General features: G+C 61.8%; 24 protein-coding genes and 1 tRNA gene. 18 read left to right on the top strand and 7 right to left on the bottom strand.

The annotated features are described in order from the left end of the window. Positions 1 to 5: 5 nt before the first annotated feature. Positions 6 to 713: an SURF1 family protein gene (locus tag V1475_RS11020; RefSeq protein WP_479412777.1), complete on the top strand. Its 708-nt coding sequence runs from the start codon at positions 6 to 8 to the stop codon at positions 711 to 713. A gap of 393 nt (positions 714 to 1106) precedes the next feature. Here V1475_RS11020 and V1475_RS11015 read toward each other — a convergent pair. Both V1475_RS11015 and V1475_RS11010 read right to left on the bottom strand, forming a co-directional pair. Further along, a tRNA-Leu gene (locus V1475_RS11015) sits at positions 1107 to 1193 on the bottom strand. A 147-nt stretch (positions 1194 to 1340) separates the two neighbouring features. Further along, the gene (locus V1475_RS11010) at positions 1341 to 2666 is read right to left on the bottom strand and encodes a peptidoglycan-binding domain-containing protein (RefSeq protein ID WP_479412776.1); all 1326 of its coding nucleotides are present in this window, start codon (positions 2664 to 2666) and stop codon (positions 1341 to 1343) included. Positions 2667 to 2792: 126 nt separating this feature from the next. Here V1475_RS11010 and lipB point away from each other — a divergent pair, with 126 nt between their 5' ends. From lipB to V1475_RS10980, 6 genes are all read left to right on the top strand, one after another. Continuing rightward, positions 2793 to 3515 carry a lipoyl(octanoyl) transferase LipB gene (lipB, locus tag V1475_RS11005; RefSeq protein WP_479412775.1) on the top strand — a complete coding sequence of 241 codons (723 nt, stop codon included), beginning with the start codon at positions 2793 to 2795 and terminating at the stop codon, positions 3513 to 3515. Positions 3516 to 3651: 136 nt separating this feature from the next. Next, the gene (locus V1475_RS11000) at positions 3652 to 4164 is read left to right on the top strand and encodes a c-type cytochrome (RefSeq protein WP_479412774.1); all 513 of its coding nucleotides are present in this window, start codon (positions 3652 to 3654) and stop codon (positions 4162 to 4164) included. Between the two features lie 187 nt (positions 4165 to 4351). Beyond that, the gene (locus V1475_RS10995; RefSeq protein WP_479412773.1) at positions 4352 to 5755 is read left to right on the top strand and encodes a hypothetical protein; all 1404 of its coding nucleotides are present in this window, start codon (positions 4352 to 4354) and stop codon (positions 5753 to 5755) included. A 229-nt stretch (positions 5756 to 5984) separates the two neighbouring features. Beyond that, on the top strand, positions 5985 to 7676 hold the full coding sequence (gene ctaD / locus V1475_RS10990) for a cytochrome c oxidase subunit I (RefSeq protein ID WP_434287837.1): 1692 nt from the start codon (positions 5985 to 5987) through the stop codon (positions 7674 to 7676). A 164-nt stretch (positions 7677 to 7840) separates the two neighbouring features. Continuing rightward, positions 7841 to 8290 (top strand): hypothetical protein, encoded by a 450-nt coding sequence (locus V1475_RS10985; protein WP_479412772.1) that lies wholly within the window; start codon positions 7841 to 7843, stop codon positions 8288 to 8290. Positions 8291 to 8358: 68 nt separating this feature from the next. Then, on the top strand, positions 8359 to 8883 hold the full coding sequence (locus tag V1475_RS10980; RefSeq protein ID WP_479412771.1) for a DUF2244 domain-containing protein: 525 nt from the start codon (positions 8359 to 8361) through the stop codon (positions 8881 to 8883). An 84-nt stretch (positions 8884 to 8967) separates the two neighbouring features. On the opposite strand, the gene V1475_RS10975 is transcribed toward V1475_RS10980, so the two are convergent. Then, on the bottom strand, positions 8968 to 9426 hold the full coding sequence (locus V1475_RS10975) for a GatB/YqeY domain-containing protein (protein WP_434287842.1): 459 nt from the start codon (positions 9424 to 9426) through the stop codon (positions 8968 to 8970). Positions 9427 to 9622: 196 nt separating this feature from the next. On the opposite strand from V1475_RS10975, the gene carA reads away from it, so the two are divergent. Both carA and V1475_RS10965 read left to right on the top strand, forming a co-directional pair. Next, positions 9623 to 10792 (top strand): glutamine-hydrolyzing carbamoyl-phosphate synthase small subunit, encoded by a 1170-nt coding sequence (carA, locus tag V1475_RS10970; RefSeq protein ID WP_434287844.1) that lies wholly within the window; start codon positions 9623 to 9625, stop codon positions 10790 to 10792. A gap of 283 nt (positions 10793 to 11075) precedes the next feature. After that, positions 11076 to 13439 (top strand): glycosyltransferase family 2 protein, encoded by a 2364-nt coding sequence (locus tag V1475_RS10965; RefSeq protein WP_479412770.1) that lies wholly within the window; start codon positions 11076 to 11078, stop codon positions 13437 to 13439. Positions 13440 to 13486: 47 nt separating this feature from the next. Here V1475_RS10965 and V1475_RS10960 read toward each other — a convergent pair whose 3' ends face one another. After that, positions 13487 to 14131 (bottom strand): GntR family transcriptional regulator, encoded by a 645-nt coding sequence (locus V1475_RS10960; protein ID WP_434287846.1) that lies wholly within the window; start codon positions 14129 to 14131, stop codon positions 13487 to 13489. A gap of 119 nt (positions 14132 to 14250) precedes the next feature. Here V1475_RS10960 and V1475_RS10955 point away from each other — a divergent pair, with 119 nt between their 5' ends. From V1475_RS10955 to V1475_RS10945, 3 genes are all read left to right on the top strand, one after another. After that, positions 14251 to 14904 carry a pyrimidine 5'-nucleotidase gene (locus V1475_RS10955; RefSeq protein ID WP_434287848.1) on the top strand — a complete coding sequence of 218 codons (654 nt, stop codon included), beginning with the start codon at positions 14251 to 14253 and terminating at the stop codon, positions 14902 to 14904. Positions 14905 to 15077: 173 nt separating this feature from the next. Beyond that, positions 15078 to 15308 (top strand): hypothetical protein, encoded by a 231-nt coding sequence (locus tag V1475_RS10950; RefSeq protein WP_434287849.1) that lies wholly within the window; start codon positions 15078 to 15080, stop codon positions 15306 to 15308. A gap of 98 nt (positions 15309 to 15406) precedes the next feature. After that, a complete protein-coding gene (locus V1475_RS10945) occupies positions 15407 to 16621 on the top strand; it encodes an FAD-dependent monooxygenase (RefSeq protein ID WP_479412769.1) in 1215 nt (404 codons plus the stop codon). A gap of 116 nt (positions 16622 to 16737) precedes the next feature. Here the strand turns inward: V1475_RS10945 and V1475_RS10940 are convergent, their stop codons facing one another. Further along, the gene (locus V1475_RS10940) at positions 16738 to 17868 is read right to left on the bottom strand and encodes an aminotransferase class V-fold PLP-dependent enzyme (protein ID WP_479412768.1); all 1131 of its coding nucleotides are present in this window, start codon (positions 17866 to 17868) and stop codon (positions 16738 to 16740) included. A 279-nt stretch (positions 17869 to 18147) separates the two neighbouring features. Between V1475_RS10940 and V1475_RS10935 the strand changes: the two genes are divergently transcribed. Next, the gene (locus V1475_RS10935) at positions 18148 to 19305 is read left to right on the top strand and encodes a Hint domain-containing protein (protein WP_479412767.1); all 1158 of its coding nucleotides are present in this window, start codon (positions 18148 to 18150) and stop codon (positions 19303 to 19305) included. Positions 19306 to 19326: 21 nt separating this feature from the next. Then, on the top strand, positions 19327 to 20430 hold the full coding sequence (locus V1475_RS10930; protein WP_479412766.1) for a Hint domain-containing protein: 1104 nt from the start codon (positions 19327 to 19329) through the stop codon (positions 20428 to 20430). Here V1475_RS10930 and V1475_RS10925 read toward each other — a convergent pair. Continuing rightward, a complete protein-coding gene (locus V1475_RS10925; RefSeq protein ID WP_238379729.1) occupies positions 20414 to 21154 on the bottom strand; it encodes a transglycosylase SLT domain-containing protein in 741 nt (246 codons plus the stop codon). The genes V1475_RS10930 and V1475_RS10925 overlap by 17 nt on opposite strands. Positions 21155 to 21286: 132 nt before the next feature. Here V1475_RS10925 and gatB point away from each other — a divergent pair, with 132 nt between their 5' ends. The 4 genes from gatB to V1475_RS10905 all read left to right on the top strand — a co-directional run bounded on the left by gatB (position 21287) and on the right by V1475_RS10905 (position 24283). Continuing rightward, positions 21287 to 22804 (top strand): Asp-tRNA(Asn)/Glu-tRNA(Gln) amidotransferase subunit GatB, encoded by a 1518-nt coding sequence (gatB, locus tag V1475_RS10920; protein WP_479412765.1) that lies wholly within the window; start codon positions 21287 to 21289, stop codon positions 22802 to 22804. A 54-nt stretch (positions 22805 to 22858) separates the two neighbouring features. After that, positions 22859 to 23344: a thioesterase family protein gene (locus tag V1475_RS10915; protein ID WP_479412764.1), complete on the top strand. Its 486-nt coding sequence runs from the start codon at positions 22859 to 22861 to the stop codon at positions 23342 to 23344. A gap of 58 nt (positions 23345 to 23402) precedes the next feature. Next, positions 23403 to 23669: a hypothetical protein gene (locus V1475_RS10910; RefSeq protein ID WP_434287864.1), complete on the top strand. Its 267-nt coding sequence runs from the start codon at positions 23403 to 23405 to the stop codon at positions 23667 to 23669. Between the two features lie 158 nt (positions 23670 to 23827). Beyond that, positions 23828 to 24283 (top strand): DUF4177 domain-containing protein, encoded by a 456-nt coding sequence (locus V1475_RS10905; protein WP_479412763.1) that lies wholly within the window; start codon positions 23828 to 23830, stop codon positions 24281 to 24283. A gap of 8 nt (positions 24284 to 24291) precedes the next feature. On the opposite strand, the gene V1475_RS10900 is transcribed toward V1475_RS10905, so the two are convergent. Continuing rightward, complete coding sequence (locus V1475_RS10900) at positions 24292 to 24549, bottom strand: BolA family protein (RefSeq protein ID WP_434287868.1); 258 nt, start codon at positions 24547 to 24549, stop codon at positions 24292 to 24294. Between the last annotated feature and the right edge of the window lie 9 nt (positions 24550 to 24558).

Here is a 24558-nt window from a genome sequence, read left to right as displayed (position 1 = left end):
CCTTCATGCGCCTGCGCCTTCTCATCGTCCTGATCCTCGCCGCCCTCGGCATCACCGGTTTCATGAGCCTCGGAATCTGGCAGGTGCAGCGTCTGCACTGGAAGCTCGACCTGATTGAGCGGGTCGAGGCCCGCATCCATGCCGCCCCCGTCCCTGCCCCCGGCCCGGACCTTTGGCCTGCGATCACCCGCGAGACAGACGAATACACCCGCGTGACCCTCACCGGCAGTTTCCTCAACGACGACGAGGTGCTGATCTACACGCCATCGGATTTCGGCCCCGGGATGTGGGTGCTGACGCCGCTGCAATTGGCGGATGGCACCATTGTGATGATCAACCGCGGCGTCGTCCCGCAGGACCACGCCCTCTCGGGCGACTTCACCCATGTCGAAGGCGAGACCTCCGTCACCGGTCTTCTCCGCATCACTGAGGACAAGGGCTGGCTGTTCTCGCAAGACAACGATCCGGCAAATGGCAAATGGTATCGCCGCGACATCGCCTCGATCACCTCGGCCAAGGACTTTGATCAAGCCGCGCCGTATTTTGTCGATCAGGAGCTCACGGCCCCAACCGGCTGGCCGCGTGGCGGGCAGACCGTGGTGAGCTTCCGCAACGCGCATCTGAGCTATGCGCTCACATGGTTCGCGCTGGCCGCCGTGGTCGCACTCGGCGCCGCTTTGGTGCTGCGTCACGAGCTGCGCCGCAAGCCCTGAACCGCCCCCTCTGCACCCAGCAACGGCGTGATCGTTCAGCCCGGCCCCCTGTCTTCTGGGCGATGCCACGCGCAGATTTCAAACCACACGGTTGTGGAAATGCAAACAATGGCGGCGAGCACTCACATCGTGCTTTCAAAAGCTATGAAAGTCAGATCGGTGAGTGGGAGCCGCAAACGCAAGACTGCTTTGAAGACAGGACAGAACCCGTGCTCACCCTTCGTGCAATCCTTTGAAAATGCATGAAAAGGTCATATTCCCGTACACAACCCGGTTGCGACACGGTCCTTTGCAAAAGGCGTTCTCTATGAGAGAAAGCGGGGAGTAAAAATCCCTTAAATCGCCTGGCCTCGTTAAGGCTTTGGCCGGATTTTATACCCTTCCGGAGAAGAGTGGTGCGGTCGAGAAGACTCGAACTTCCACGGGAGTTACCCCACAGCGACCTCAACGCTGCGCGTCTACCAATTCCGCCACGACCGCACTGTCTAGGCTTGGTGAGGGGCTATGTAGCGAAGCGGTTCGGGGAAGTGAAGAGGAAAATGAAGGGGGAGGCGAATTTTTTTCCGCCTCCCCCGAAAGCTGTTGTGACAGGGGAGGGGCGCCCCCCTGCCCGGCCTCACATGAGGCTTATTCCGTGACCGAAAAACTCGGTAGCGTGGTGCTGGCCGGAACCGGCGCAAGCGTGGCGGGCGCCGGAGCGCCAGAGACGGAGAAGGCCGCCTTACGCAACAGCCCGGTGCGTTCCGGCTGACCCGGAGCAAACACCGCAGGCACACCGCTTTCAACGGCGGCCAGGCTGTCCTCATACCAGGCCTTCGCCAGATCGGGCCGCTGGCTGACACCGACGCCCTGGCTCAGGTGATGGCCCAGCAGCTCGCCATAAGCACGCTCGCCCAGCGCCACCAGAAGCAACGAGGAAGCCAGCGCCACATCCATCTTGTCGGTGCGATACCCGACGGAGAGACAGATTTTCGCCGTGCCCGACAGCTGTGCCGGGGACATGCCGGAAGCGAGTACGAAGGAGGACGTGTCCATCAGAACCTGATCGCGCGGCTTGAGCGACAGCGCTGCGATCTGTGTCGTCATCGAGGGCACCAAACCCTCGCATTGCGCGGCGATCTGCTGCGGGGTGAAACCCTGAACTTTCGAGATCATATCCTCACCCTGCGAAATCGCATAGGTGCGCGCGAGGCAAAATTGTTCGTTGAGCGCCTGGTTCGGATCGGACATCGACGCTTCGGTCACGAACCCGCCGTTGGTGTTGGTCAGCAGAGAGACCTTGTTGCAATGCGACGCGAGCGACACGGTCGCACCATTGCCAAGGAAATTGGGCATTGCGCTTTCCGGCGTGGCCGGAGCGGCGGCAAAGCTGGGCATCGTCCCCTGTTGCTGCGTCGGCGCGGGCGCGGCTTGCGGCATCACCGGATTGACCACGACGGTGGTCATCGGCGCGGCCGCCATGGTGGCCCCCACCGCACCGCCGCTCGCCATTTCGGAACGATATTGTTTCAGAAGGCCGCGCGTGCCGTCCGGGTTGGCGGCCACAAGCTGAGCGGTCTGAGCCCCTCCGGCCTGGGCACGGTTATAAGACGAGATCAGCAGTTCCTGCTCGTAGGGCGAGAGCTGGCCGGTCACCGGATAACCGAGATAGGCCTGATAGGAGGACACGGCGTCGCGGGTCTTTTGCCCAAGCTGACCGTCCACCGTACCGGCATTGAAGCCGAAATAATTGAGAGAGGCCTGAATCTCCTTGCCCTCCTGCGTCGAAGGCAGGCGCGGGCGATAAGAGGTGGTGCTGGTGGTTTTTCGCTTCGGTTGCTGGCTGGCAGCGCCCAGCAAACCGCCGATCACGGCCCCGGCGATAAAATCGCCGCCATCGGCCTGAACGCGCGACGTGGTCCCCATCACAAGGACGGTGGCCAGAGCTGCGGAAATGACATGTTTGAATCGCATCGGATTCCCCCCATTTACATAAAAAAAACTAGTGAAAGCCTATCACGCTAACGTGAGATTCGTAGGATTTTTTTCCAGAAGCGGTATAAAAGACGTGCTTTGCACTTGTTTTCAACGCGCCCTCCGGTGCCATCGCCCTTTCCCCCGCCCCCGTCAAAGGCTACATCTCGCCGGAGATCGAACGCGCGGAGACATGGTATGGTGGAATGGCGGATTTCCGAGGGGCTGACCGATTACGACTTTGCCGTGTCCGAAATGGAGGCCCGCGCCGAGGCCATCGCGAAGGGGGAGGCAGAGGAGCTGATCTGGCTTGTGGAGCACCCCCCGCTCTACACCGCAGGCACCTCCGCCAAGCGCGAGGATCTCGTCGATCCCGACCGTTTCCCGGTTTATGAGAGCAAGCGCGGCGGGCAGTATACCTATCACGGACCGGGGCAGCGCGTAGCCTATGCCATGCTCGACCTGAACAAACGCGGCAAGGATGTGCGCAAATTCGTCGCCGACATGGAAGCCTGGGTGATCGCGGCTCTGGCCGAGTTCAACGTCACGGGCGAGATCCGCGAGGGACGTGTTGGCGTCTGGGTGGTGCGGGATGACAAGCCCCTGACCATCACCGGCGCGAAGCCCGAAGACAAGATCGCCGCCATTGGTTTGCGGGTGCGCAAATGGGTGTCGTTTCATGGGCTGTCGATCAATGTCGAGCCGGATCTGAGCCATTTCGGCGGCATCGTGCCCTGCGGCATCCGCGACCATGGCGTGACGTCGCTGGTCGACCTCGGCCTGCCGGTGACGATGGAGGATGTTGACATTGCACTCAGGCGTGCCTTTGACGAGGTGTTCCGGGACTGAACCTCCAGTTAGATCAATTCTAAATCGCAAGACGCATTTGAGCAGGATCAAAGTGCGACAAGCATGGACTGGTATCACGGTCCGAACTCACTATGGTGGGAACGGGACACATGAATCACTCGGGAGAGAGAACCTAATGACCAAGCTTTTTGCCTTCACAGCCGCCGCCCTGTTGGCAAGCTCCGCTGCCGCGTTTGCTGATGACCACGGGCATGGCCATGGCGACCCGGACAAAGGCGCCAAGGACTTCAACAAATGCAAGGCCTGTCACATGATCGTTTCCGACACCGGTGAAACCATCGTCAAAGGCGGCAAAACCGGTCCGAACCTCTTTGGCGTGGTCGGTCGTCCGGTGGCCTCCTACCCCGATTTCAAATATGGTGACGGCATCCTTGCCGTTGGCGCAACCGGCATGGTCTGGTCTCAGGAGCTGATCACTGAATACGCCGTCGATCCGACCGTGTTCATCGACACCCATGGCGGCTCCGGCAAATCCAAGATGACGTTCAAACTGAAAGACGCTTCTGACGTGGCCGCCTATCTCGCCACCTTCTCCGCCGCTCCGGAAGCGGCAGCAGAAGTGGAAGAAACAGAAGCGCCTGAAGCGGCGGAAGAGGCCCCGACCGAAGAGGCACCTGCGTCCGAATAGCCGGGCTTTCCTCGCACATGCCACACGCCGCTCCGCTCCGGGGTGGCGTTTTTCGTGCGGTTTCCAACCGATACAGGGACAAAACACCTCAAAGCGATATTCTGGAATCGCTCTTCGTGTTAGCCTGAAGGTCTGACGCCCCGTCGGGCGGCGGATTTGTAAGTGTAACAAGTAACATGGTATCGATATGTCGTTTTCCCTGCCCCGCGCCCTTGCGCGTGTCTTTGGGGGTGTCGCCTGTACAGCCCTCATCGCAATCTCCCTCCCGCCCAACACCGCTCTTGCCCAGAGCCTCGAACGAAAACCCCTCTCCGCCTCCGATCTCGAAACGGGGAAGGTGCAGAGCCGCGTGGCACTCCTGCCCTTCGGCGACGGTTTCACCACTCAGGCACAGGCCCGCAGACTGCTCACCGAAGAGAACATGGTGTATGTCGCGCATTTCGCCTGTCGCGGGCAAAGCTGTGCCGGACCGGACATGCCGGGGGCCGGAACGGCGGAAGGCGTCGTGAGCTTTGGCCTAGTCGGCCTCCATCCCCGCCTCGGTCTGATGACAGTGATGATCGCCGATCTGTCCTGCGAGGCCGCGGGCGCTGCGACCAAGGCCGTCGCTCAGGAGAGTCTGCGCAAACGCGGCTGTTTCGCCGGGCACCTCGCCTATGCGCGCATCCTGATGCAGCTTGGGGCGGTGCGCGGCAACGACGGCTGGAGCACATGGCTGCGCCAACAGGTGCAAATCCCTCGCACCGGCCTGCCGACAGAGGACGCAAAAGGGCTGTGGCAGGACGTGCTGACACTCGAGAACCGCAACGAAGGCACCGGCTGGGCCAAGATGTCCGATGGGGCCTGGTCGCGCATGGTCACCCGGATCGAGGACCCGTCGGGCACCGAACTGGCATTGGAGGAGGAACTGACCTTCACCATCCCCTCGACCGGCGGGCCGCGCCCAATGCCGACCTTCCCGACCCTGCCAACCGGAGACGGAACGATCCGCCCCAAGGTTGGTGAGCAACAGGATCCGACCGGAGCGCTGTTCTCCGCCCCGGTCGATACGGAAACCCAGAGCTACTGCGCCTCACAGGCCCAGCATCAGGCAAAGTTGAACACCATCCCGCTCAAAATTTTCGGCCTTTGGGCCAAAATGGTCGACCAGATCGCATCCCTCGGCTTCACCGGCGGCTCGATCACTCTTGGCGCCGAGGAGAAGACCAAGGGCTACTCCGCCAGTGGCACGGCAAATTTCGAGCGCCCTGAGATGAAGGAAATTGCCGCCGAAAGCAATGAGATCGTCGAGGAGGGCCTCGCCTCCTACTACTATCTCAAATGCATCGAGGAGCAGATCGCAGGCCAGAAGGCCAGCCCGGAAGATGCCGTTATCCCCTCCATCTTCATGCTGGCACAGGAGAGCAGCACCGCAGAGCTGGTCGAGGTGTCCGCCTGGCCGGAGCTTGGCGATAGCGGCTCCTGTTCGAGCTGGCAGACCGAAGAGACCGTGGTGGTCGACGGCCAAACTTGCACCCAGACGGTGAGCCATGCCTGCGACGCCAATTGCAATTGCGAGCACACCGAGGTGCTGGTCTGCGGCGGCGAATGAAGCGTGCGCGAAGGCGGTCGCAGCGGTCGCCTTCGCCCCCGGGAAAGACGGGTTTGCCGCGTCCACGGGATTTTTCCGCTCCGGCCATGCGCAAAAAATTTGCTCTCAGGTTTTTTCCTCTCTAAGACTGTTATGTGTCAATCTGTCGCACAGACCCCGAAACGGGGCAGGCAGGACGGCGCGGACGCACGTCCAGGGGGCAACCCCAAGGAGGAATAGGGAGGTAAGCATGGCAGACGCCGCCATTCATGGCCACGGCCATGAGGACAACCGCGGGTTCTTCACCCGCTGGTTCTTGTCGACAAATCATAAGGATATCGGGATTCTCTACCTGATCACGGCGGCCGTGGTCGGGTTCATTTCGGTCTGTTTCACCGTCTACATGCGGCTCGAGCTGATGGAGCCGGGGGTGCAGTTCATGTGCCTCAACGAATCCGGTGAGGCCGCAGCCCGGCTGTTGTCCGGTTTCGGGGCGGAAGATTGTACCCCGAACGGCCATCTGTGGAACGTAATGATCACCTATCACGGCGTCCTGATGATGTTCTTCGTGGTCATTCCGGCGCTGTTCGGAGGCTTTGGCAATTATTTCATGCCGCTCCAGATCGGCGCGCCGGACATGGCCTTCCCGCGTCTCAACAACCTGTCCTTCTGGCTCTACGTCTGCGGCGTGGCGTTGGGCATCGCGTCCCTGTTCGCACCGGGCGGCAACAGCCAATCCGGCTCCGGCATCGGTTGGGTGCTTTACCCGCCGCTCTCGACCTCGGAAGCGGGCTATTCCACCGATCTGGCGATCTTCGCGGTGCACGTTTCGGGCGCAAGCTCGATCCTCGGTGCGATCAATATGATCACCACCATGTTGAACATGCGCGCCCCCGGTATGACCATGTTCAAAGTGCCGCTTTTCGCGTGGTCGATTTTCGTCACCTCCTGGCTGATCCTCTTGTCCCTGCCGGTTCTGGCGGGCGCGATCACCATGTTGCTGACAGACCGCAACTTCGGCACCTCCTTCTTCCAACCCGCAGGCGGCGGTGACCCGATCCTCTACCAGCACATCCTCTGGTTCTTCGGGCATCCGGAGGTCTATATCGTGGTGCTGCCGGGCTTTGGCCTGATTTCCCACATCATCGCGACCTTCTCCAAAAAACCGGTCTTCGGCTATCTACCCATGGTCTGGGCGCTGATCGCGATCGGGGTTCTGGGCTTCGTCGTCTGGGCGCACCACATGTATACGGTCGGGCTGTCGCTCTCGCAGCAGACCTATTTCATGATGGCCACCATGGTCATCGCGGTGCCCACCGGGGTGAAGATTTTCTCCTGGATCGCCACCATGTGGGGCGGGTCCATCGAGTTCAAGACACCGATGCTTTTTGCCTTCGGCTTCCTGATCCTCTTCACCATCGGTGGCGTTACGGGCGTCGTGCTGTCCCAAGCGGGCGTCGACCGGGCTTACCATGACACCTATTACGTCGTGGCGCATTTCCACTACACGATGTCGATGGGCGCGGCCTTCTGTATCTTTGCCGGGATCTATTTCTACATCGGTAAGATGTCCGGGCGGCAATACCCGGAGCTTGCGGGCAAGATTCACTTCTGGATGTTCTTCATCGGCGTGAACCTGACCTTCTTCCCGCAGCACTTCCTCGGCCGCCAAGGCATGCCGCGTCGCTATATCGACTATCCGGAGGCCTTTGCCTATTGGAACAAGATCTCATCCTATGGCGCGCTTTTGTCCTTTGCCTCGTTCCTCCTGTTCATCGGCATCGTCGCCTACACGCTTTTGGCCGGGCGTCGTGTGACCGAGAACAACTATTGGAACGAATATGCCGACACGCTGGAATGGACCCTGCCCTGCCCGCCGCCGGAGCATACGTTCGAACAACTCCCCAAGCGCGAAGACTGGGATCACCAGCATTCGCACTGAGCCGGAGACCGCATCACACGAAAGGCCCCCACGCGGGGCCTTTTTCATATCGCCTCTCTGTCTGCGTTAACCAATTAAGACATAAGACGCGCTCCGCCCCGTCCCAGCCATGGTTTGCGCCCATTCCCGCAGTAGCTTGGACACAGGGATGATCAGGAGCCCCCATGTTAGCCTATTTCTTCAAACCCAGAGACACCGGCGAAATGCCCCGCGCAACGGAGATTTCCGACCGCTGGCACATGCCGCAGTTCTCGAAGATTTACGACAGTCGCGTGCGTGAAACGCGTGTAGCGATGCTGATTGCCTGCCCCGAACCTCTGTTCGAGGATCACAAGCCCGACCCCGCCCGTATCGACGCATTGGCCGAAGAGATCGAGCGCATCGTGCGCTCGAAATGGGCCAGCCGGGAAGCCGAGCGGGTCACGCGGTTTTTCGGCACGGATGACACCACAAGCTTTGTCGCCGTGCTCGAACATACCGCCATCGGTGCCTATGCCGCGCCCGAGCAGCGGGTGAAGGCCTATTACGAGTTCGACGGGTCGCTCATCGGCAACCTCGTGCCGCGCGGACGGGATTTCTACGATACCTCCACCGATCAATGCCTGACGCTGTGAGAACGATGCCGGGAGGACTATGCGAAGTGCGGATTTGCACTTAGGCTGTCGGGCAAAACGACACGCACATGCCCTATCGCTGGACCCCACCTCCTGACACCCTTCCGACCGCCTCCCACGAGACCGGCGCGCCTTTGTGGCGGTTGGAGCTTTGGCCCTATCGCAGCCTCAAGGGCAAAGGCTTTTCCATCACGATCTGGATCATGTTCGGCGGCGGTCTCATTCCCATCGTGCCCTTCATCGGAACCACCGCGTTCTGGGTCCTGCTGGGCTTCATGCTCATCGCCCTCGCGGCGCTTTGGACCGCGCTCCGGCGCTCGGATCGCGACCGGCTTCGCGAGGAGATGATGATCTGGCCCGACCGCCTCACCCTGACCCACTACCCGGAAAAAGGCCGCGCTTTGACATGGGAGGCCAATCCCTATTGGGTCCGCGTCTCGCTGCATCCCGAGGCGGGCAAGGTCGAAAATTACATCACACTGAAAGGCGCTGGCGCCCCGCGCGAGGTCGAACTCGGTCGCTTTCTCAGCCCCGAAGAGCGCAAAACCCTGCACGGCGAACTCATGCGCGTGCTGGCACATCTCAATCGCTGAAGGTTTTCTGATGGTTCAAATACTCAAAAGCCGCCCGGCTCAGACACCGGACGGCTTTCGATCTGTTCCAACCGGAGGTCAGGCTCAGCTCAGCTGAGCCTTGATCAGCGCACCGACGGCGCCAAAATCCATCTGGCCGGTATATTTCGCCTTCAGCGCCCCCATGACCTTGCCCATGTCGCGAATGCTTTCGGCACCGGTTTCGGCGACCACAGCCTCGATCGCGGCCTTGATTTCGCCTTCGGAGAGCTGACGTGGCAGGAATTCCTCGATCACGGTGATCTCGGTCCGCTCTTTCTCCGCCAACTCCAGACGCCCGCCCTCTTCAAAGGCCTTGGCGCTTTCCTGACGCTGTTTCACCATTTTTCCGAGGATGGCGAGAATGTCGCTGTCGGTGACGGCGACCTCTTCCCCCTCGCCGCGATTGGCAATTTCACGGTCCTTGATGGCGGCGTTGATCAGGCGCAGCGTCGCGAGGCGTTCGCTGTCCTTTTCCTTCATCGCCGTTTTCAGTGCGGCGCTTAGCCGGCTTCGCATATCCATATGGGCCTCATCCCTAATGACGCAAGTCGCCAACATAGCGAAAGCGCATCGTATTCTCAACCACCTATGAGAGCGATAACATCCTGAAAACGCTGCGTCGCAGAATTGACCGAAAAACCCGTCCGGCTGCGCTTGACGCCGGGAGCCCCTTTCCTTAGGTTCCGGCCAATTTTGCCCATATTAGGAGAGTCGAGTCATGGCATCTGGTCAAACCACCGGAAAACCAACCGCTTGTCTGGCCCTGGCCGACGGAACCATCTTCTATGGGAAGGGCTTCGGCGCGACAGGCACCACCACCGCCGAGCTGTGTTTCAACACCGCAATGACCGGCTATCAGGAAATCATGACCGATCCCTCCTATGCCGGGCAGGTCGTGACCTTCACCTTCCCGCATATCGGCAACGTCGGTGTGAACAGTGAAGACGAGGAAACCGCCGATCCGGTGGCCGCTGGCATGATCGTGAAATGGGACCCGACCGAGCCGTCGAACTGGCGCGCGCAGGACGAGCTGGGTCCCTGGCTCGAAAAGCACGGGCGCATCGGCATGGGCGGCATCGACACCCGTCGCCTGACCCGCGCAATCCGTCAACAAGGCGCACCGCATGTCGCCATCGCCCACGACCCCGAGGGCAAGTTCGACATCGAAGCGCTGGTGAAACAGGCGCGCGACTTCCCCGGTCTGGTCGGTCTCGATCTCGCCAAGGACGTGACCTGCGCTCAATCTTACAAATGGGACGAGATGCGCTGGTCCTGGCCGGATGGCTTCCCGAAGCGTGAGGGCAAGGGCTTCAAGGTCGTGGCCGTCGATTTCGGTGCGAAACGCAACATCCTGCGTTGCCTCGCCTCGGCGGGTTGCGACGTGACCGTGCTTCCGGCCGCCGCCACGGCAGAGGAGGTTCTGGCGCACAATCCCGATGGCGTGTTCCTCTCCAACGGCCCGGGCGACCCGGCGGCGACCGGGGAATATGCCGTGCCGATGATCAAGGGCGTGCTTGAGAAAGACCTGCCGGTCTTCGGCATTTGCCTCGGCCACCAGATGCTCGCGCTGGCGCTCGGGGCCAAGACCATCAAGATGAACCACGGCCACCACGGCGCCAACCACCCGGTGAAAGATCTCGACACCGGCAAGGTGGAAATCACCTCGATGAACCACGGCTTCACCGTCGACACCCAGACCCTGCCCGCAGGAGTCAAGGAAACCCATGTCTCGCTGTTCGATGGCTCGAACTGTGGCATTGCGGTCGAGGGCAAGCCGATTTTCTCCGTGCAATATCACCCGGAAGCCTCCCCGGGCCCGATGGACAGCTACTACCTGTTCGAACGCTTTGCTGCCGCCATGGCCGAGCGCGCGGGCACACCCGCCTGAGCGCGGCACAGAGCATGACACGACACGGAAGGCGGGGTTCTCCCGCCTTTTTTGTTGCGCGACACGTGATTTCATCACTTTTACAGTCTTGGTTAACCCCTTGTTAACCCTCTCTGACGCAAGTTTTTCACCAAGTTTTTCGTAGCGGGCTGAGGATCATCCGGCCCGAGATGTGCCAGAGATTGATTTGACGGGGGGGTGGCATCCGATGTCCTTTGAGAGGCATCCTCTTGTTCCGACACTGCTCCTGCACCCGGCCCAGCGCTGCGATGCTGAGACTGTCGTGCCCGATCCAGCCCCCTCCGCCTCACGTCCAGAGCGCAAACCGATTGGGCAGATCCTCGTCGAGATGGGCGCGCTCGCCCCTCAGGACCTGTTGCGCGCCACCGTGCTGCGCCAGCGCGAAGATGCCCGGATCGGTGACATTCTTCTGGCCCATGGCATGGTGGACGAGGGCACACTCTATGCAGCGCTTGCTCAGCAATATCGCGCCGAAGTCGCAAACCTGATCCGCACCCCGCCGGACGTCCGGCTGATCGACCGTCTGGGGGCCGACACCTGTCTGCGCAAGGGGGTTTTGCCCTGGCGTCAGGCCGGAGCCACGGTGCTCATCGCCTCCTGCCGCCCCGAACAATTCGACGCGATGCGCCCGCAATTAACTGCGCTCTTCGGACCGGTGCGCATGGCCGTAACTTCCGAAACGACCTTGCATGAGGCCCTCCTGCGTTCGCGGCAACGCCGTCTGGCCGATGCCGCCGAAACCCGTGTCGCCGCCCATGAGAGCTGTCGTGAAATGGATGTGCGCAAGCTCACCGGCGTGCTCTCATCGCTCGGTGTCTTCGGCCTGTTGCTCTTTCTTCTGTCGCCGCACATCGCATCGATCCTTTTGACCGGCTGGGCGGTACTGACACTCCTGATCGCAACGAGCCTGCGTCTGGCCGCCGCCTTTGCACAGGCTCGAACGGCACGGTCGCGCAAATCCACCTTCACCACGCGCCGCGCCCGTACTGCGCTCCCCATTGTCTCGGTCATGGTGCCGCTGTTCAAGGAGCGTGAAATCGCCACAAGGCTGATCAAACGCGTCTCCCGCCTCAATTATCCGCGCGAACTGCTCGACATCTGTCTGGTGGTGGAAGAGGACGACACCGTCACCCAAGAGGCGATCGCCCACACAGAGCTCCCGCGCTGGATGCGGCAGATCATCGTACCGCGCGGCGGGGTCAAGACCAAGCCCCGGGCCCTGAATTTCGCCCTCGACTTCTGCCGCGGCTCGATCGTCGGCATCTATGACGCCGAGGACGCGCCCGCACCCGATCAAATCCACAAGGTCGCCGCCCATTTTGCCCAAGCCGGGCCGGAAGTGGCCTGTGTGCAAGGGATTCTCGATTTCTACAACGCCCGCACCAACTGGCTCTCGCGTTGTTTTACCGTCGAATACGCAAGCTGGTTCCGGGTGATCCTGCCCGGTTACGAAAAGCTCGGGTTGACCGTACCGCTCGGCGGCACCACGTTGTTTTTCCGCCGCGACGCGATTGAGGAACTGGGCGGCTGGGATGCGCATAACGTCACCGAAGACGCCGATCTCGGCATCCGTCTGGCGCGGCACGGCTACCGCACGGAACTTTTGCACACGGTCACCGAGGAAGAGGCGAATTGTCGGCTCTGGCCATGGGTCAAGCAACGCTCGCGCTGGCTCAAAGGCTATGCGATGACCTACGCCGTCCATATGCGAAAGCCCCGCCAACTCTGGCGCGATCTCGGCCCTTGGCGGTTCTTCGGCGTTCAGGCACTGTTTCTCGGCACGTTGAGCCAATTCGTTCTGGCACCCTTCCTCTGGTCCTTCTGGATGTTCCCTCTGGGCTTGCCACACCCGCTGCGCTCGGTCCTGCCGCATGATCTTTTGGTGGTGCTTGGCGGAATCTTCCTTATGTCAGAGGCAATTACCATCGCCACCGGCATGGTCGCCACTTCGACGCCCAAACATAAATGGCTCTGGCCTTGGGTGCCGACCCTGCATCTTTATTACCCGCTGGCGACGCTTGCGGCGCTCAAGGGGCTCTGGGAGATGATCACCAAACCCTATTACTGGGACAAGACCGCCCACGGCGTTCACGATCTGGGCTTTCACGAAGATCCCGCCGAAGAGCAGCTCCCCCTCGTCCCGGCACACAGCCCGACCCGGCCCAGCCCACTCCTGCTGACAAGCACCACCCGTATCGCCGCCAACGCATCGCATATCGCAAGTAAACCTCTGATCCTCTATCCGTCCCCCAATCCAACAGCTTGCGTCGAAGCCGCCGAAGCGCCGCGTGGCTTTGACGAGGCTCGCGCCAAGTTCACAAGTGCCGCAGAGATCGACGTTCAGGCCTTCGGGGCCCTGCCCGCTCCGGGGCGGCGGCTCACCTTCGGGCTCAACATAACGCGGAAACCGGAAAGCCCGGCGCTCAGACGCGCCCTCAACGCGGCCACCATCGCCTTCGAACCGGAACGCCTGCGCCCCGCACCGAAACCCGATCTTGCCGAAGCGCCGCATGACACGGGGATCACACATCCCGCTGCCGTCAACGCACCGGGGGTGTCCGATTGGGCCCATTTGGTCGCTTTTGTCGAGATGCCCGAGTTTATCGCCACGCCCGAAAGCACCTGAGGCACGAAAAGCCTGCCAAATCACGGTCAGAACGGCAGAGGATCGCCTCAGCGTTCCTTGTCCGCGTCGATTTTCAGACGGGTGATGAAGGCCTTGGAGATGTGATCCGACAGCGCCTTGTGCGCCGCGTCTCCGTCACCCGCCTCGATCGCGGACACGATCAGATCGTGCTCCTTGATCGCTTCTTCGCCCCGCCCCTCGGCCGCCAGAGACGTACTCGCCAGAAGCGCCATGGAGCGATGCACCAGATCGAGCTGCTGCACGAGATATTTGTTATGCGATGCCAGATGGATCTGTTTGTGAAACCGACGGTTGGCGCGCGACATGTCGTCCGGGTGACCGATCAGCGCGCGGTCCTCTTCGACCATGTCACGCAAAACGCGCACCTCCTCGGGCGTCGCGTGACGAGCGGCCAACCGTGCGGCCAGACCTTCGAGTTCCGTGCGCACCACATAGAGATCGGCCATCTGGTTGTGATCGAGCGAGGCCACAATCAGCGAGCGCCCGTCCCGGCTCAGCATCGACTGGGTCTCAAGCCGCTGCAAGGCCTCGCGCACCGGCGTCCGTGACACACCGAACCGCTCCGCCAGCTCGCTTTCCACAAGCCGGTCGCCGGGACGGTAAATCCCGGTGTCGATCGCCTCGAGGATCATCTCATAAGCGTCTTTCTGGCTGGCGCGCGGGTCTTTCATCGGACGTCACTTTTCTCAATCGGGATCAGGCCATGACCATAGCCAGCCCCGCCCCCCGCGATCAAGCGCTAACATCCCATCTGCTTGCATGTGCCGCAGGCAATGCCTAACAAGGGCGCATGGTAGCCGATCACTTTTCTCATGTAAAAACCTGGGTCTTCGACCTCGACAACACGCTCTACCCGCCAGAGGCGGCACTTTTCGCGCAGATCGAGGTCAAAATGACCGATTGGGTCTCCCGCGAACTGAACGTCACTGCGGATGAGGCGAACCGGCTGCGGCACGATTATTGGCGCGAGTTCGGCACGACGCTCTCGGGCATGATGGCGAAACACGGCACCGATCCGCTGCCCTATCTCACCTATGTGCATGACATCGACTTCTCCGGGCTCACCCGCGATGCCGAGCTGAAATCCGCAATCACCGCTCTGCCCGGGCGCAAGATCGTCTTCACCAACGGCTCTGCTCCCTATGCAGAGCGCGTGCTGGAAGCGCGTGGGTTGACCGGGATTTTCAACGCGGTCTACGGCATTGAACACGCGGATTTTCATCCGAAACCCCAGGCCGCAGCCTTCGATGCCGTGCTCGGGCGCGACGGTGTCGACCCCCAAGCCGCCGCCATGTTCGAGGACGACCCGCGCAATCTCGAAGTGCCGCATGCGCTCGGGATGAAGACCGTGCATGTCGCCCCTGCACCGCTCACTCCGCCCGCTCCACATATCCATCATCACACCAACGATCTCTCGGCATTCCTGCGCGCTGTGGCGGACTGATCTCTCGACGGTTTCAGGTTAACGCAAACTGCGACAAATCGCCGCCGTGACCGAAGCGCACACAGCCCTGTATCTGTCTCCGGTACACAAATGCGCACAAACCCGCGCAGCCACACGCACTGACTTCTACTGATTTCTCACGACCGAAACGACCTCACAGCCGGAGCACGCACATGACCGACGCCGCCATCGACACGACCATTTCCATCGACACCCACGATCACCACGAGGACGGTATCGCCTCCACCCGTGGCGTCGTTCTGTTCCTGCTCTTTGTCGTGGCCGTGATCGCCGCCGTGATCTACGGCATGTTCGCGATCGGCCCTTGGGTGCTGGGCGTGACCGCCGTCGCCACCGTGCCGCTGATCTACATCGTCCTGCTGATCCTGACCGTCGGGAAATAAACCGGCACTGTCTCAGGCCCCTGAGACAGCCTGCCCCTTGGACATTCCCCTCCTTTGCGCCTATCTCTTGAGCACGCTCACGGCGCAAAGGAGTTCACATGTCCAACCTAAGCCCCTCTCAGCAGACCGTTGACATCCTCGTCTCAGGCGGCGGCATCGCAGGTCTGATCGCGGCTGCCGCCTTTGGCGCCTCGGGCTTTCGCACCCTGATGGTCGACCCGACCCCGCCGGTCGTGACCGGCGACGAGGCCAGCTCGGATCTGCGCTCCACCGCATTCCTGCGCCCCGCCCGCGATCTTTTCGAAAAAATCGGCATCTGGGAAGCACTCGCCCCCCATGCCACCCCGCTCGAAGCGCTGCGCATCGTCGATACGGTCGGTCGCCCGGCCACGATCCGAACCGAGCGGCAATTCGAAGGCCGGGAGACGGGCGACGAACCCTTCGGCTGGAACTTCCTCAACTGGGTGATCCGCCGCGAACTGGCCGGTGCCGTGCCGGGCATTCCCAATGTCGAACTGCGCTATGGTGTCGGTTTCAAGAGCCTTCTGACCCGCTCCTCCGAGGCCATGGTCACCCTCTCCGACGGCACGATGGTGCGCGCCAAACTCGTGGTGGCCGCCGACGGGCGCGAAAGCCCGGTGCGCGACGCGGCAGGGATCGGCGTCAAAACCACGCGCTATGGCCAAAAATCTCTGGCCTTCACCGCCACCCACGACCTGCCGCACAACAATGTCTCGACCGAGATCTACCGCGAAGGCGGCCCCTTCACCATGGTGCCGCTGCCGGATATCGACGGCAAACCGGCCTCCGCCATCGTGTGGATGAACAAGGGGGCCTATGCGACCGAGCTTCTCAATCTGCCGCCCGACGCGTTCAACGCGGTGATGACCGAACGCGCTGCGGGCCTCTTTGGCGAAATGAAACTGGCCTCCGGTCGGGCGATCTTCCCGATCATCACCCGCGTCGCCGAGCGCCTCGCCTCCGAGCGCGTCGCGATCATCGCCGAAGCCGCCCACGCCTTGCCGCCCATCGGCGCCCAGGGGCTGAACACCTCGCTCAACGATCTGGCCGAACTGCTGACGCTTGCCGAGGCGCATCGCTCAGACCCCGGCACACAAGCCATGCTCGACACCTACGCGCGCAACCGTTTGAACGACATTTCCAAACGCGCCCGCGTGGTCGATCTGTTCAACCGGGTCACGCGATCAGAGAGCGACATCCTGCAAATGGTGCGTCTCTGGGGCCTGAAGGCCGTGCATGACGTCAAGCCCGTGCGGATGAAGGTCATGCAGGCCGGGCTTGGGCCCATCTGAACTGACCGATCTGAGCGCCTGTTTCCTTTGCTGTCACAAATACTCAAAACGGCGCGCGGATGATCGCCCGCGCGCCGTGAGTATTTAAACGCACAAAGGAAACACCGGCGGAAACATCAGCCGAGAACCTCGTCCAGAACAGCCTCCAGACGCGCCACAGTCGCGTCGACATCATAGAGCTTGTCCAGCCCGAACAGCCCAAGCCGGAAGGTCGAGAACCCATCGCCCTCATCGCATTGCAGCGGCACGCCAGCGGCGATTTGCACCCCATGGGCGGCAAAGGCTGCGCCGGTTTTGATCATGGGGTCGTCTGTGTAGCACACCACGACGCCCGGCGCCTCGACACCTTCGGCCGCCACCGATTTGAACCCGCGCTCGGCCAGGAGATGCCGCACCCGACGGCCCAGTTCCCATTGCGCCTCGGAGAGTTTGTCGAACCCGTAGGTCTTGGTCTCCAGCATGGCATCGCGGAAAGCGCGGAGCGCGTCCGTCGGCATGGTGGCGTGATAGGCGTGACCGCCGCCGGTATAGGCCTCCATAATCGTCAACCATTTGCCGAGATCAATCGCGAAGGACGAGCTTTGCCGGGATTTCACCACCTCGGTCGCGCGGTCGTTCAGCATGACAAGCCCGGCGGAGGGCTGCGCCGACCAACCCTTTTGCGGGGCGGAGATCAGGATATCGACGCCCGTCTCTTTCATATCGACCCAAGCGCAGCCCGAGGCGATGCAATCGAGCACCATCAGCCCGCCATGTTCATGCACGGCCTCGGAGAGCGCGCGGATATAAGCGTCAGGCAGGATCATGCCGGAGGCGGTTTCGACATGGGGCGCGAAGACGGCAGCCGGTTTCAGATCGCGGATTTTCGCAATGGCCTCTTCCAGAGGCGCGGGCAGAAAGCCGGATGTCGGTTCATTGCCCGTGCGGCGGGCTTTCAGCACGGTTTGCGAGGCGGGAATGTGCCCTGCGTCGAAGATTTGCGACCAGCGGAAGGAAAAGAAGCCGTTGCGGATCACCATGACGTCCTCGCCGCCCGCGATCTGGCGGGCGACCGCCTCCATCGCGTAGGTGCCGCCGCCGGGGACGACCACGGCGGTGTCGGCATTGTAGACCTCGCAGAGCGTGGCGTGGATGTCGGTCATCACCTTTTGAAAGGCTTTCGACATGTGATTGAGCGAGCGGTCGGTGAAGACCACGGAAAATTCGAGCAACCCGTCGGGGTCGATGTCGGTGCGCAATGCGGGCATGAGAACCTCCTTTTCTCAGCAAATCAGTTTGGGCGAAGCGGTGCCACGACGCCACAGAGACGCGGCGCATCGAGCTAAATACCAGAAAACACTGGACAGAAACGCCCGACGCCCGGATTATGGCACAAAAGCGTCACGCCTTGGGTCGGGTCAGACAAGAGCACCGACCGGAGCAAAACGCAAGCAAGCGCAAAAGCGGCCGAAGTCCGGGAGGACGGGAGATCGCGCGCATCGAGGCAGACCGGGGCCAACACCCCGCAACATACGGGCAGAGCAGCAATGCCGACAGAAGAACTCATCGTGATGGGCTCCTCCATCGTGAACAATCCCATTGGCTATTCGCAGGACCCACAGGGCGATGCGAACGATGGCGCGTATCTCACGGGCGGCGACAGCATTTTCGAGGATGACGATGTCATCGTTTTCGTCATCGACAATGTAAACAGCGACGGGTCTCTGGACAACGATTCCGAAGTCGTCAGCATCATCGTCTATGACAGCGCCGCCGATTACGTGAACGGCACTGTCCTCTATGAATATGACTATCAGGCGCAAAGCGGCGGCGGAGGGCGCGGTGGCGGACGGGGCGGCAGCACAACCGACAACGGCGAAAACATCAATACGGCCGTCCATTACATGGGCGACAATTACCTGTATTTCAGCGCATCCCGTTTTGAATCGGACAATCCCGATGCGCCGGACCTGACCGCGCTGTTCATCACGCCGGGCGTCGATATTCAGGACGAATTCCCGATCTGGCTCAGCCATGAAAACGACAATGATTACAACGGAGATGGCACGATCGACTCGGAAGAAGAAGGCGACGGCATCTTCGAGGTCGATGAAAACAACACCTTCGCCGAGGATGCCATCGCGGGTGCTGTCTGCCTTGCGCGCGGCACGCTGATCGACACGCCCGACGGGCCACGTTTCATCGAAACGCTCACTGTGGGCGACCGGGTTCATACGCTCGATCACGGGCCGCAGGAAATCCGCTGGATCGGGTCGCGCCGGGTGGCCGCCGAAGGCGCGCTTGCCCCGATCCGGATCAAGGCCGGAACGCTTGGCAACCTGCGCGATCTGACCGTGAGCCCGAACCACCGCATGCTGATCCGCGGCCCGATGGCCGAAGTGCTGTTCGGCGAGCGCGACGTGTTGGTGGCGGCGAAACATCTGGTGAATGACGCCACGATCCGCCCCGTGCCGGGCGGGCATGTGGAGTATTTCCACCTGCTGCTCAATCGCCACGAGATCATCTTTGCCGAAACCTGCCCGACCGAAAGCCTGCACCCCGGTCAGGAAGCGCTCAAGGCCGTGGACGAAACCGCCCGCGCCGAAATTCTGACGCTCTTTCCCGAATTGGAAACCCGTTCCTCCGCCCTGTCCCGGTACGAATTGAAGGCCTGGGAAGCCCAGGCCCTGCAACAGGCGTCCTGAACGCCATGAGAAGGTGAATGAATGGCCACCGAAGACATCCTCGTGATGGGATCATCGCTTCTGGACAATGTCTCCGTCGGCACCAATTCCGGTGGCGGCCATGGCGGGCATATCATGATCCACGGCGGCACCTCGCCCTTCGAGGAGGACGATGTGGTCGTGATCACCGTCCAGAATGTCGAGAATGGCGAGGTCACCGGAGCGAGCCAGATCACCGGGATCGTGGTCTATGACAGCGCTGCCGATTACGTCAACGGGGTCGCGAAATACACCTATCATCCGATGAACCCCGGCCAGACCGCCAATATCCAGAGCGATCTTTCGGGGCTGGGCGACACCTATCTGCGTTTCAACGCCAATGTGATGGTGTCCTCGGACGGGGGACCCGGCCTCAATAATGTGCTCGTCGCGCCCGGACAGGACCTGACCGAGCTACGCCCCGTCATCCAGATCGACCATGAGACCGACATGGATTACGACGGCGACGGGGTGATCGACAACGAGGGCGACGGCAATTTCAACGTCGACAACAACCTCATCGCCGAAGAGATCATCAACGGTGCGGTCTGCCTCACCCGTGGCACCCTGATCGAGACGCCCGAGGGACCGCGCTTCATCGAGACGCTGCGGGCGGGCGATCTGGTGAACACGCTCGATCACGGCGCCCAGCCCATCCGCTGGATCGGCGCGCGCCGCGTGCCTGCGGCAGGCAATCTCGCCCCGGTGCTGATCCGCATGGGCGCACTCGGCAACCTGCGCGACCTGAAGGTGAGCCAGAACCACCGCATGCTGATCCGGGGACCGCAGGCCGAGGTGCTGTTCGGCGAGCGCGACGTGTTGGTGGCGGCGAAACATCTGGTGAACGATGGCACGATCCGCATCGTCGAGGGCGGTACCGTGGAGTATTTCCACATGCTGTTCGACACCCACCAGATCGTCTTTGCCGAGGCCTGCCCGACCGAAAGCCTCTACCCCGGCGAACAGGCGCTCAACACGGTCGGAGCGGAGGCAAGAGCGGAAATCGTGGCGCTCTTCCCGGAACTCACTCTCCGCCAGAACGACGCGCACCTGTCGCGCTACGAGCTGAAAGCTTGGGAGGCGGAAGCGCTCAGAAAGGCCGGCTGACGGCGGTCTCTTCGGCTGCGATGGTCAACGGGCGCGGCAATGGCAGGGGCGAGCTTTGCATCACCGGGCGGCAGAACGGCTGGGCACGCACCCAGCGCTGCATGTCGCTGCGCTTGGTCTCGGAATGGAACGGCCCCCAGTCCGCCGCCACGCCGCGCATGCCCCGGCTCACCACGCCGTCGCGTGCCACCGTGCGGCTCATGATGCGGATCGCACAGGACAGGTTGCTGGCCCCGTCCTTGAGCGCCTCACCAGTGCCTGCGTTGCAATTATAATGTCGTGCGGTCGCAGGCGAGATCTGCACCAGACCGAACCACTGCCCGCCGCCGCCCACCGCCGTCTCGCGCCAGGTGCTTTCGTGATAGGACAGCGTCGACAGAAGTCCGGCCCAGAACGCCGCCCGACCGCTGTCGTCCTGCGTGGCATAGCCCGGACACCAGGCCGCAATATCCGCCGGAACCGTATCTACAAGCCCCTGCCCGTGCGACAGCACCGCCTTCATCGCGGCCCGGGTCCAGGCCGGACCCTGGCTCTGGTTCTTCCAGCGCAGTTTCGGCATGCGCACCACATAGGGGCGCGGAGCGGGAACGGGGCTTGCTTCCATCGGCGCGAGCGCAAAGGCAATTTGATCTGGCAGGTTCTCTCTCAGTTCTCCGGCCGAGAGCTGAGACCCCACTCCGATGAAACACAGCGCCATCGCCGCCGCCCATTTTCGCATCCGCATGCGGAACCTCAAACGCACTTTACTCTGCCGGGCAATATGCCCCAAAGCGCCCCGTTTGCAAACCCGCCCCCTTGCCCCCCGGCAAGAGAGCGCCTAGAACGCCTGAAAGCCCTCGCTTTAAAGGACATGCGCATGCTGGATCATCTCGAATATTCCGCACCGAAACCGAAGGTCATCTCCGGTGCGAAAGAAGACTGGGAACTCGTGATCGGGATGGAAATCCATGCGCAGGTCGCCTCCGAGGCGAAGCTGTTTTCCGGCGCGTCCACCGGTTTCGGCGCAGAACCCAACTCGCATGTGTCCTTCGTGGATGCGGCGATGCCGGGCATGTTGCCGGTGATCAACGAATATTGCGTCGAACAGGCGGTGCGCACCGGGCTGGGCCTCAAGGCCGACATCAACCTGTTCTCCGCCTTTGACCGCAAGAACTACTTCTACCCCGACCTGCCGCAGGGCTATCAGATTTCCCAGCTTTACCACCCGATCGTGGGCGAAGGTGAAGTGATCGTAGATATGGAGCCGGGTGTCGCCCGCAAGGTGCGGATCGAGCGCATTCACCTCGAACAGGACGCCGGCAAGTCGATCCACGACATGGACCCGACGATGTCTTTCGTCGACCTGAACCGCACCGGTGTGGCGCTGATGGAGATCGTCTCGCGCCCCGATATTCGCGGGCCGGAAGAGGCCGCCGCTTACGTGCTGAAACTGCGCCAGATCCTGCGCTACTTGGGCACCTGCGATGGCAACATGCAGAACGGCAACCTGCGCGCCGACGTGAACGTGTCGGTCTGTCGTCCGGGTCAGTATGAGAAATACCAGGAGACGCAGGATTTCTCGCATCTCGGCACCCGTTGCGAGATCAAGAACATGAACTCCACGCGCTTCATTCAGGCCGCCATCGACTATGAGGCCCGTCGCCAGATCGCCATTCTCGAAGACGGCGGCACGGTCGATCAGGAAACCCGTCTCTATGACGCGGCCAAGAACGAAACCCGTTCGATGCGCTCGAAAGAAGAGGCGCATGACTACCGCTATTTCCCCTGCCCCGACTTGCTCCCGCTGGAGATAGAACAGGCGTGGGTGGACGACATCGCCAAAACCCTGCCAGAGCTACCGGACGAGAAGAAAGCACGTTTCGTCAAGGACTTCGGCCTGTCGGAATATGACGCGGGCGTCTTGACCGCCGACACGGTGAACGCCGATTTCTTCGAGAAAGTCGTGGCGGTCGGCGAGGATGGCAAGCTCTCCGCCAACTGGGTGATTAACGAGCTGTTCGGTCGCCTGAAAAAGGACGACACCGACATCGCGGAGAGCCCGGTCACCCCGGAGCAACTTGGCGAAATCGTCAAACTGATCAAGGCGGACACGATCTCCGGCAAGATCGCGAAAGACCTCTTCGAGATCGTCTACACCGAGGGCGGCAATCCGGCGGAAATCGTCGAAGCGCGCGGCATGAAACAGGTGACGGACACCGGTGCCATTGAGGCCGCCGTGGACGAGATCATCGCCGCCAACCCGGCGCAGGTCGAAAAGGCCCAAGCCAACCCGAAACTCGCGGGCTGGTTCGTCGGTCAGGTGATGAAAGCCACCGGCGGCAAGGCCAACCCGAAAGCGGTGGACGAGCTGATCAAAGCCAAGCTCGGCCTCTGAGCCGACCCACAGAAAGCCGTCCTTCGGGGCGGCTTTTTCATAGGAGCTGCCCCCGTGTCCCTGCCCGCCCCCCATATCTCCACGCCGATCGACGTTCGCCCCGATTGGGTCGATTACAACGGCCATATCAACATGGCCTATTATGCCGTGATCATGGATCAGGGCGGCGATCAGATGTACCCACTGATCGGGCTGGGCGAGACCTACGCCAAGACGCAACATCACACGAGCTACACCGCCGAGGTCCACATCTGTTACAAGCGCGAGCTGAAACTCGGCGACACGGTGCGGGTCCACACCCAGCTCTTGGATTTCGATGCGAAACGCATGGTTCTGTTTCACGAAATCCATCACGCAGACGGCTGGATCGCCGCCACCGCCGAGGAGCTTTTGCTTCATATCGATATGTCCGGCCCCCGCGTCGTACCCTTCCCACCTGAGATTGCCGCGAAACTCACCGCGCTGAAACAGACCCATGCCGCCCTGCCCCGCCCCGCGCAGGCAGGGCGGTCGATCTCCCTGACGAACAAAGCGGCGTAAACCGTCAATCCTCCGTTAAGGCCCCCGGCTTTATGGTGCTCTGAGGAAGGAGACCGCAATGTCGCATTTCGAATACAAAGCCATCCCTGCGCCCCATGAGAGCGCGGCCACCTCTGCCGCTCAAACCCCCGAAGCCCGGCTGGCGGAAGCCGTGACCACGCGGCTCAACGCCATGGCCGCCGAGGGCTGGACCTATCTGCGCTCCGATGCATTCGCGCTCACGGGCGTAGACGGGAAACAAGCCGTGCTGATTTTTCGCCGGGAAAGCGATTTCGGCGTCTTTGCGGGGGATGCCCCCGAATACGGGACATTCGTCGCCGAATAAAGCCTCACGCCAATCTCCGCGTGTCTCAGATTTTGGCCGGACACTTTCGGCGCGGCTCTGCCGATCTGACGCGCGCGTGATCCATCTGTGGCCCGGCCCGGCTTGACCCGGGCGCAGGGGTCGCTAAACCTTGCGCCAAAGGCAAGGAGACCCCCGTGATGCCCCGTTTCGAATACCTGACCGTGCCCGCGCCCCGCAAAGGCGAGAAAGCCAAGGGCGCGAAGACCCCGGAAGCGCGCATCGCACAGGCGATGCAGAGCCTTCTGAACGAAAAAGGCGCCGAGGGCTGGGACTATCTGCGCGCCGATCTGGTGCCGATGGAAGAGCGCGCCGGGATCACCTCGAAAACCGTGAGCTATCACACGGTTCTGGTGTTCCGCCGCGAACTGGACGGCACGCAACCGAGCCGGGTGTTCAGCGCCTATCCGGACACGGAAGAGACCAGCGACACACCTCAAGAAACCAAACCCGCACGCCGCTCGCCGGTTGCCGACCGGGATACCCCGCCGCCCGCCGTGCCCTTCCCCGCCAAGGTGGAGAAAGGCGCAGGCGCTCAGGCGCGAAAAGTGTCGCCCGAGGTGGCCGACGAAATCGCGGAAGACCGCGAATCCTAATCCGGCTTTCAGGCGTCGAGATCGAGCGCCAGCGCATGAATGCGCGGCACCAGATCGCCCAGCGCCTTGTGTACCATACGGTGCCGCATCACGCGCGACTGGCCTTCAAACGCCGCCGCGCGGAGTTTCACGTTGAAATGCGTCTCGCCCGCCGCCCCCTCGACACCGGCGTGTCCGGCGTGGCGCGCGCTGTCGTCAACGACCTCCAACACACTGGGTTGAAAGGCCTTTTCAAGTCGGTCACGCATTTGATCGGCAATCTTCATCCTCTGCCC

It is taken from the genome of Celeribacter sp. SCSIO 80838, assembly GCF_056498065.1.
This window is presented reverse-complemented; position numbering and strand designations above follow the sequence as displayed.

What these genes read in the sequence shown, in the direction of transcription:
- V1475_RS10935 (WP_479412767.1), top strand. Translation starts at nt 18,148, where the DNA reads ATGCCGACAGAAGAACTCATCGTGATGGGCTCCTCCATCGTGAACAAT.
- V1475_RS10960 (WP_434287846.1), bottom strand. Translation starts at nt 14,131, where the DNA reads ATGAAAGACCCGCGCGCCAGCCAGAAAGACGCTTATGAGATGATCCTC.
- V1475_RS10985 (WP_479412772.1), top strand. Translation starts at nt 7,841, where the DNA reads ATGTTAGCCTATTTCTTCAAACCCAGAGACACCGGCGAAATGCCCCGC.
- V1475_RS11010 (WP_479412776.1), bottom strand. Translation starts at nt 2,666, where the DNA reads ATGCGATTCAAACATGTCATTTCCGCAGCTCTGGCCACCGTCCTTGTG.
- V1475_RS10900 (WP_434287868.1), bottom strand. Translation starts at nt 24,549, where the DNA reads ATGAAGATTGCCGATCAAATGCGTGACCGACTTGAAAAGGCCTTTCAA.
- V1475_RS10905 (WP_479412763.1), top strand. Translation starts at nt 23,828, where the DNA reads ATGCCCCGTTTCGAATACCTGACCGTGCCCGCGCCCCGCAAAGGCGAG.
- ctaD (WP_434287837.1), top strand. Translation starts at nt 5,985, where the DNA reads ATGGCAGACGCCGCCATTCATGGCCACGGCCATGAGGACAACCGCGGG.
- V1475_RS10910 (WP_434287864.1), top strand. Translation starts at nt 23,403, where the DNA reads ATGTCGCATTTCGAATACAAAGCCATCCCTGCGCCCCATGAGAGCGCG.
- V1475_RS10925 (WP_238379729.1), bottom strand. Translation starts at nt 21,154, where the DNA reads ATGCGGATGCGAAAATGGGCGGCGGCGATGGCGCTGTGTTTCATCGGA.
- V1475_RS10975 (WP_434287842.1), bottom strand. Translation starts at nt 9,426, where the DNA reads ATGGATATGCGAAGCCGGCTAAGCGCCGCACTGAAAACGGCGATGAAG.
- V1475_RS10945 (WP_479412769.1), top strand. Translation starts at nt 15,407, where the DNA reads ATGTCCAACCTAAGCCCCTCTCAGCAGACCGTTGACATCCTCGTCTCA.
- V1475_RS10940 (WP_479412768.1), bottom strand. Translation starts at nt 17,868, where the DNA reads ATGCCCGCATTGCGCACCGACATCGACCCCGACGGGTTGCTCGAATTT.
- V1475_RS11020 (WP_479412777.1), top strand. Translation starts at nt 6, where the DNA reads ATGCGCCTGCGCCTTCTCATCGTCCTGATCCTCGCCGCCCTCGGCATC.
- V1475_RS10930 (WP_479412766.1), top strand. Translation starts at nt 19,327, where the DNA reads ATGGCCACCGAAGACATCCTCGTGATGGGATCATCGCTTCTGGACAAT.
- V1475_RS10980 (WP_479412771.1), top strand. Translation starts at nt 8,359, where the DNA reads ATGCCCTATCGCTGGACCCCACCTCCTGACACCCTTCCGACCGCCTCC.
- carA (WP_434287844.1), top strand. Translation starts at nt 9,623, where the DNA reads ATGGCATCTGGTCAAACCACCGGAAAACCAACCGCTTGTCTGGCCCTG.
- V1475_RS11000 (WP_479412774.1), top strand. Translation starts at nt 3,652, where the DNA reads ATGACCAAGCTTTTTGCCTTCACAGCCGCCGCCCTGTTGGCAAGCTCC.
- V1475_RS10955 (WP_434287848.1), top strand. Translation starts at nt 14,251, where the DNA reads ATGGTAGCCGATCACTTTTCTCATGTAAAAACCTGGGTCTTCGACCTC.
- V1475_RS10950 (WP_434287849.1), top strand. Translation starts at nt 15,078, where the DNA reads ATGACCGACGCCGCCATCGACACGACCATTTCCATCGACACCCACGAT.
- V1475_RS10995 (WP_479412773.1), top strand. Translation starts at nt 4,352, where the DNA reads ATGTCGTTTTCCCTGCCCCGCGCCCTTGCGCGTGTCTTTGGGGGTGTC.
- gatB (WP_479412765.1), top strand. Translation starts at nt 21,287, where the DNA reads ATGCTGGATCATCTCGAATATTCCGCACCGAAACCGAAGGTCATCTCC.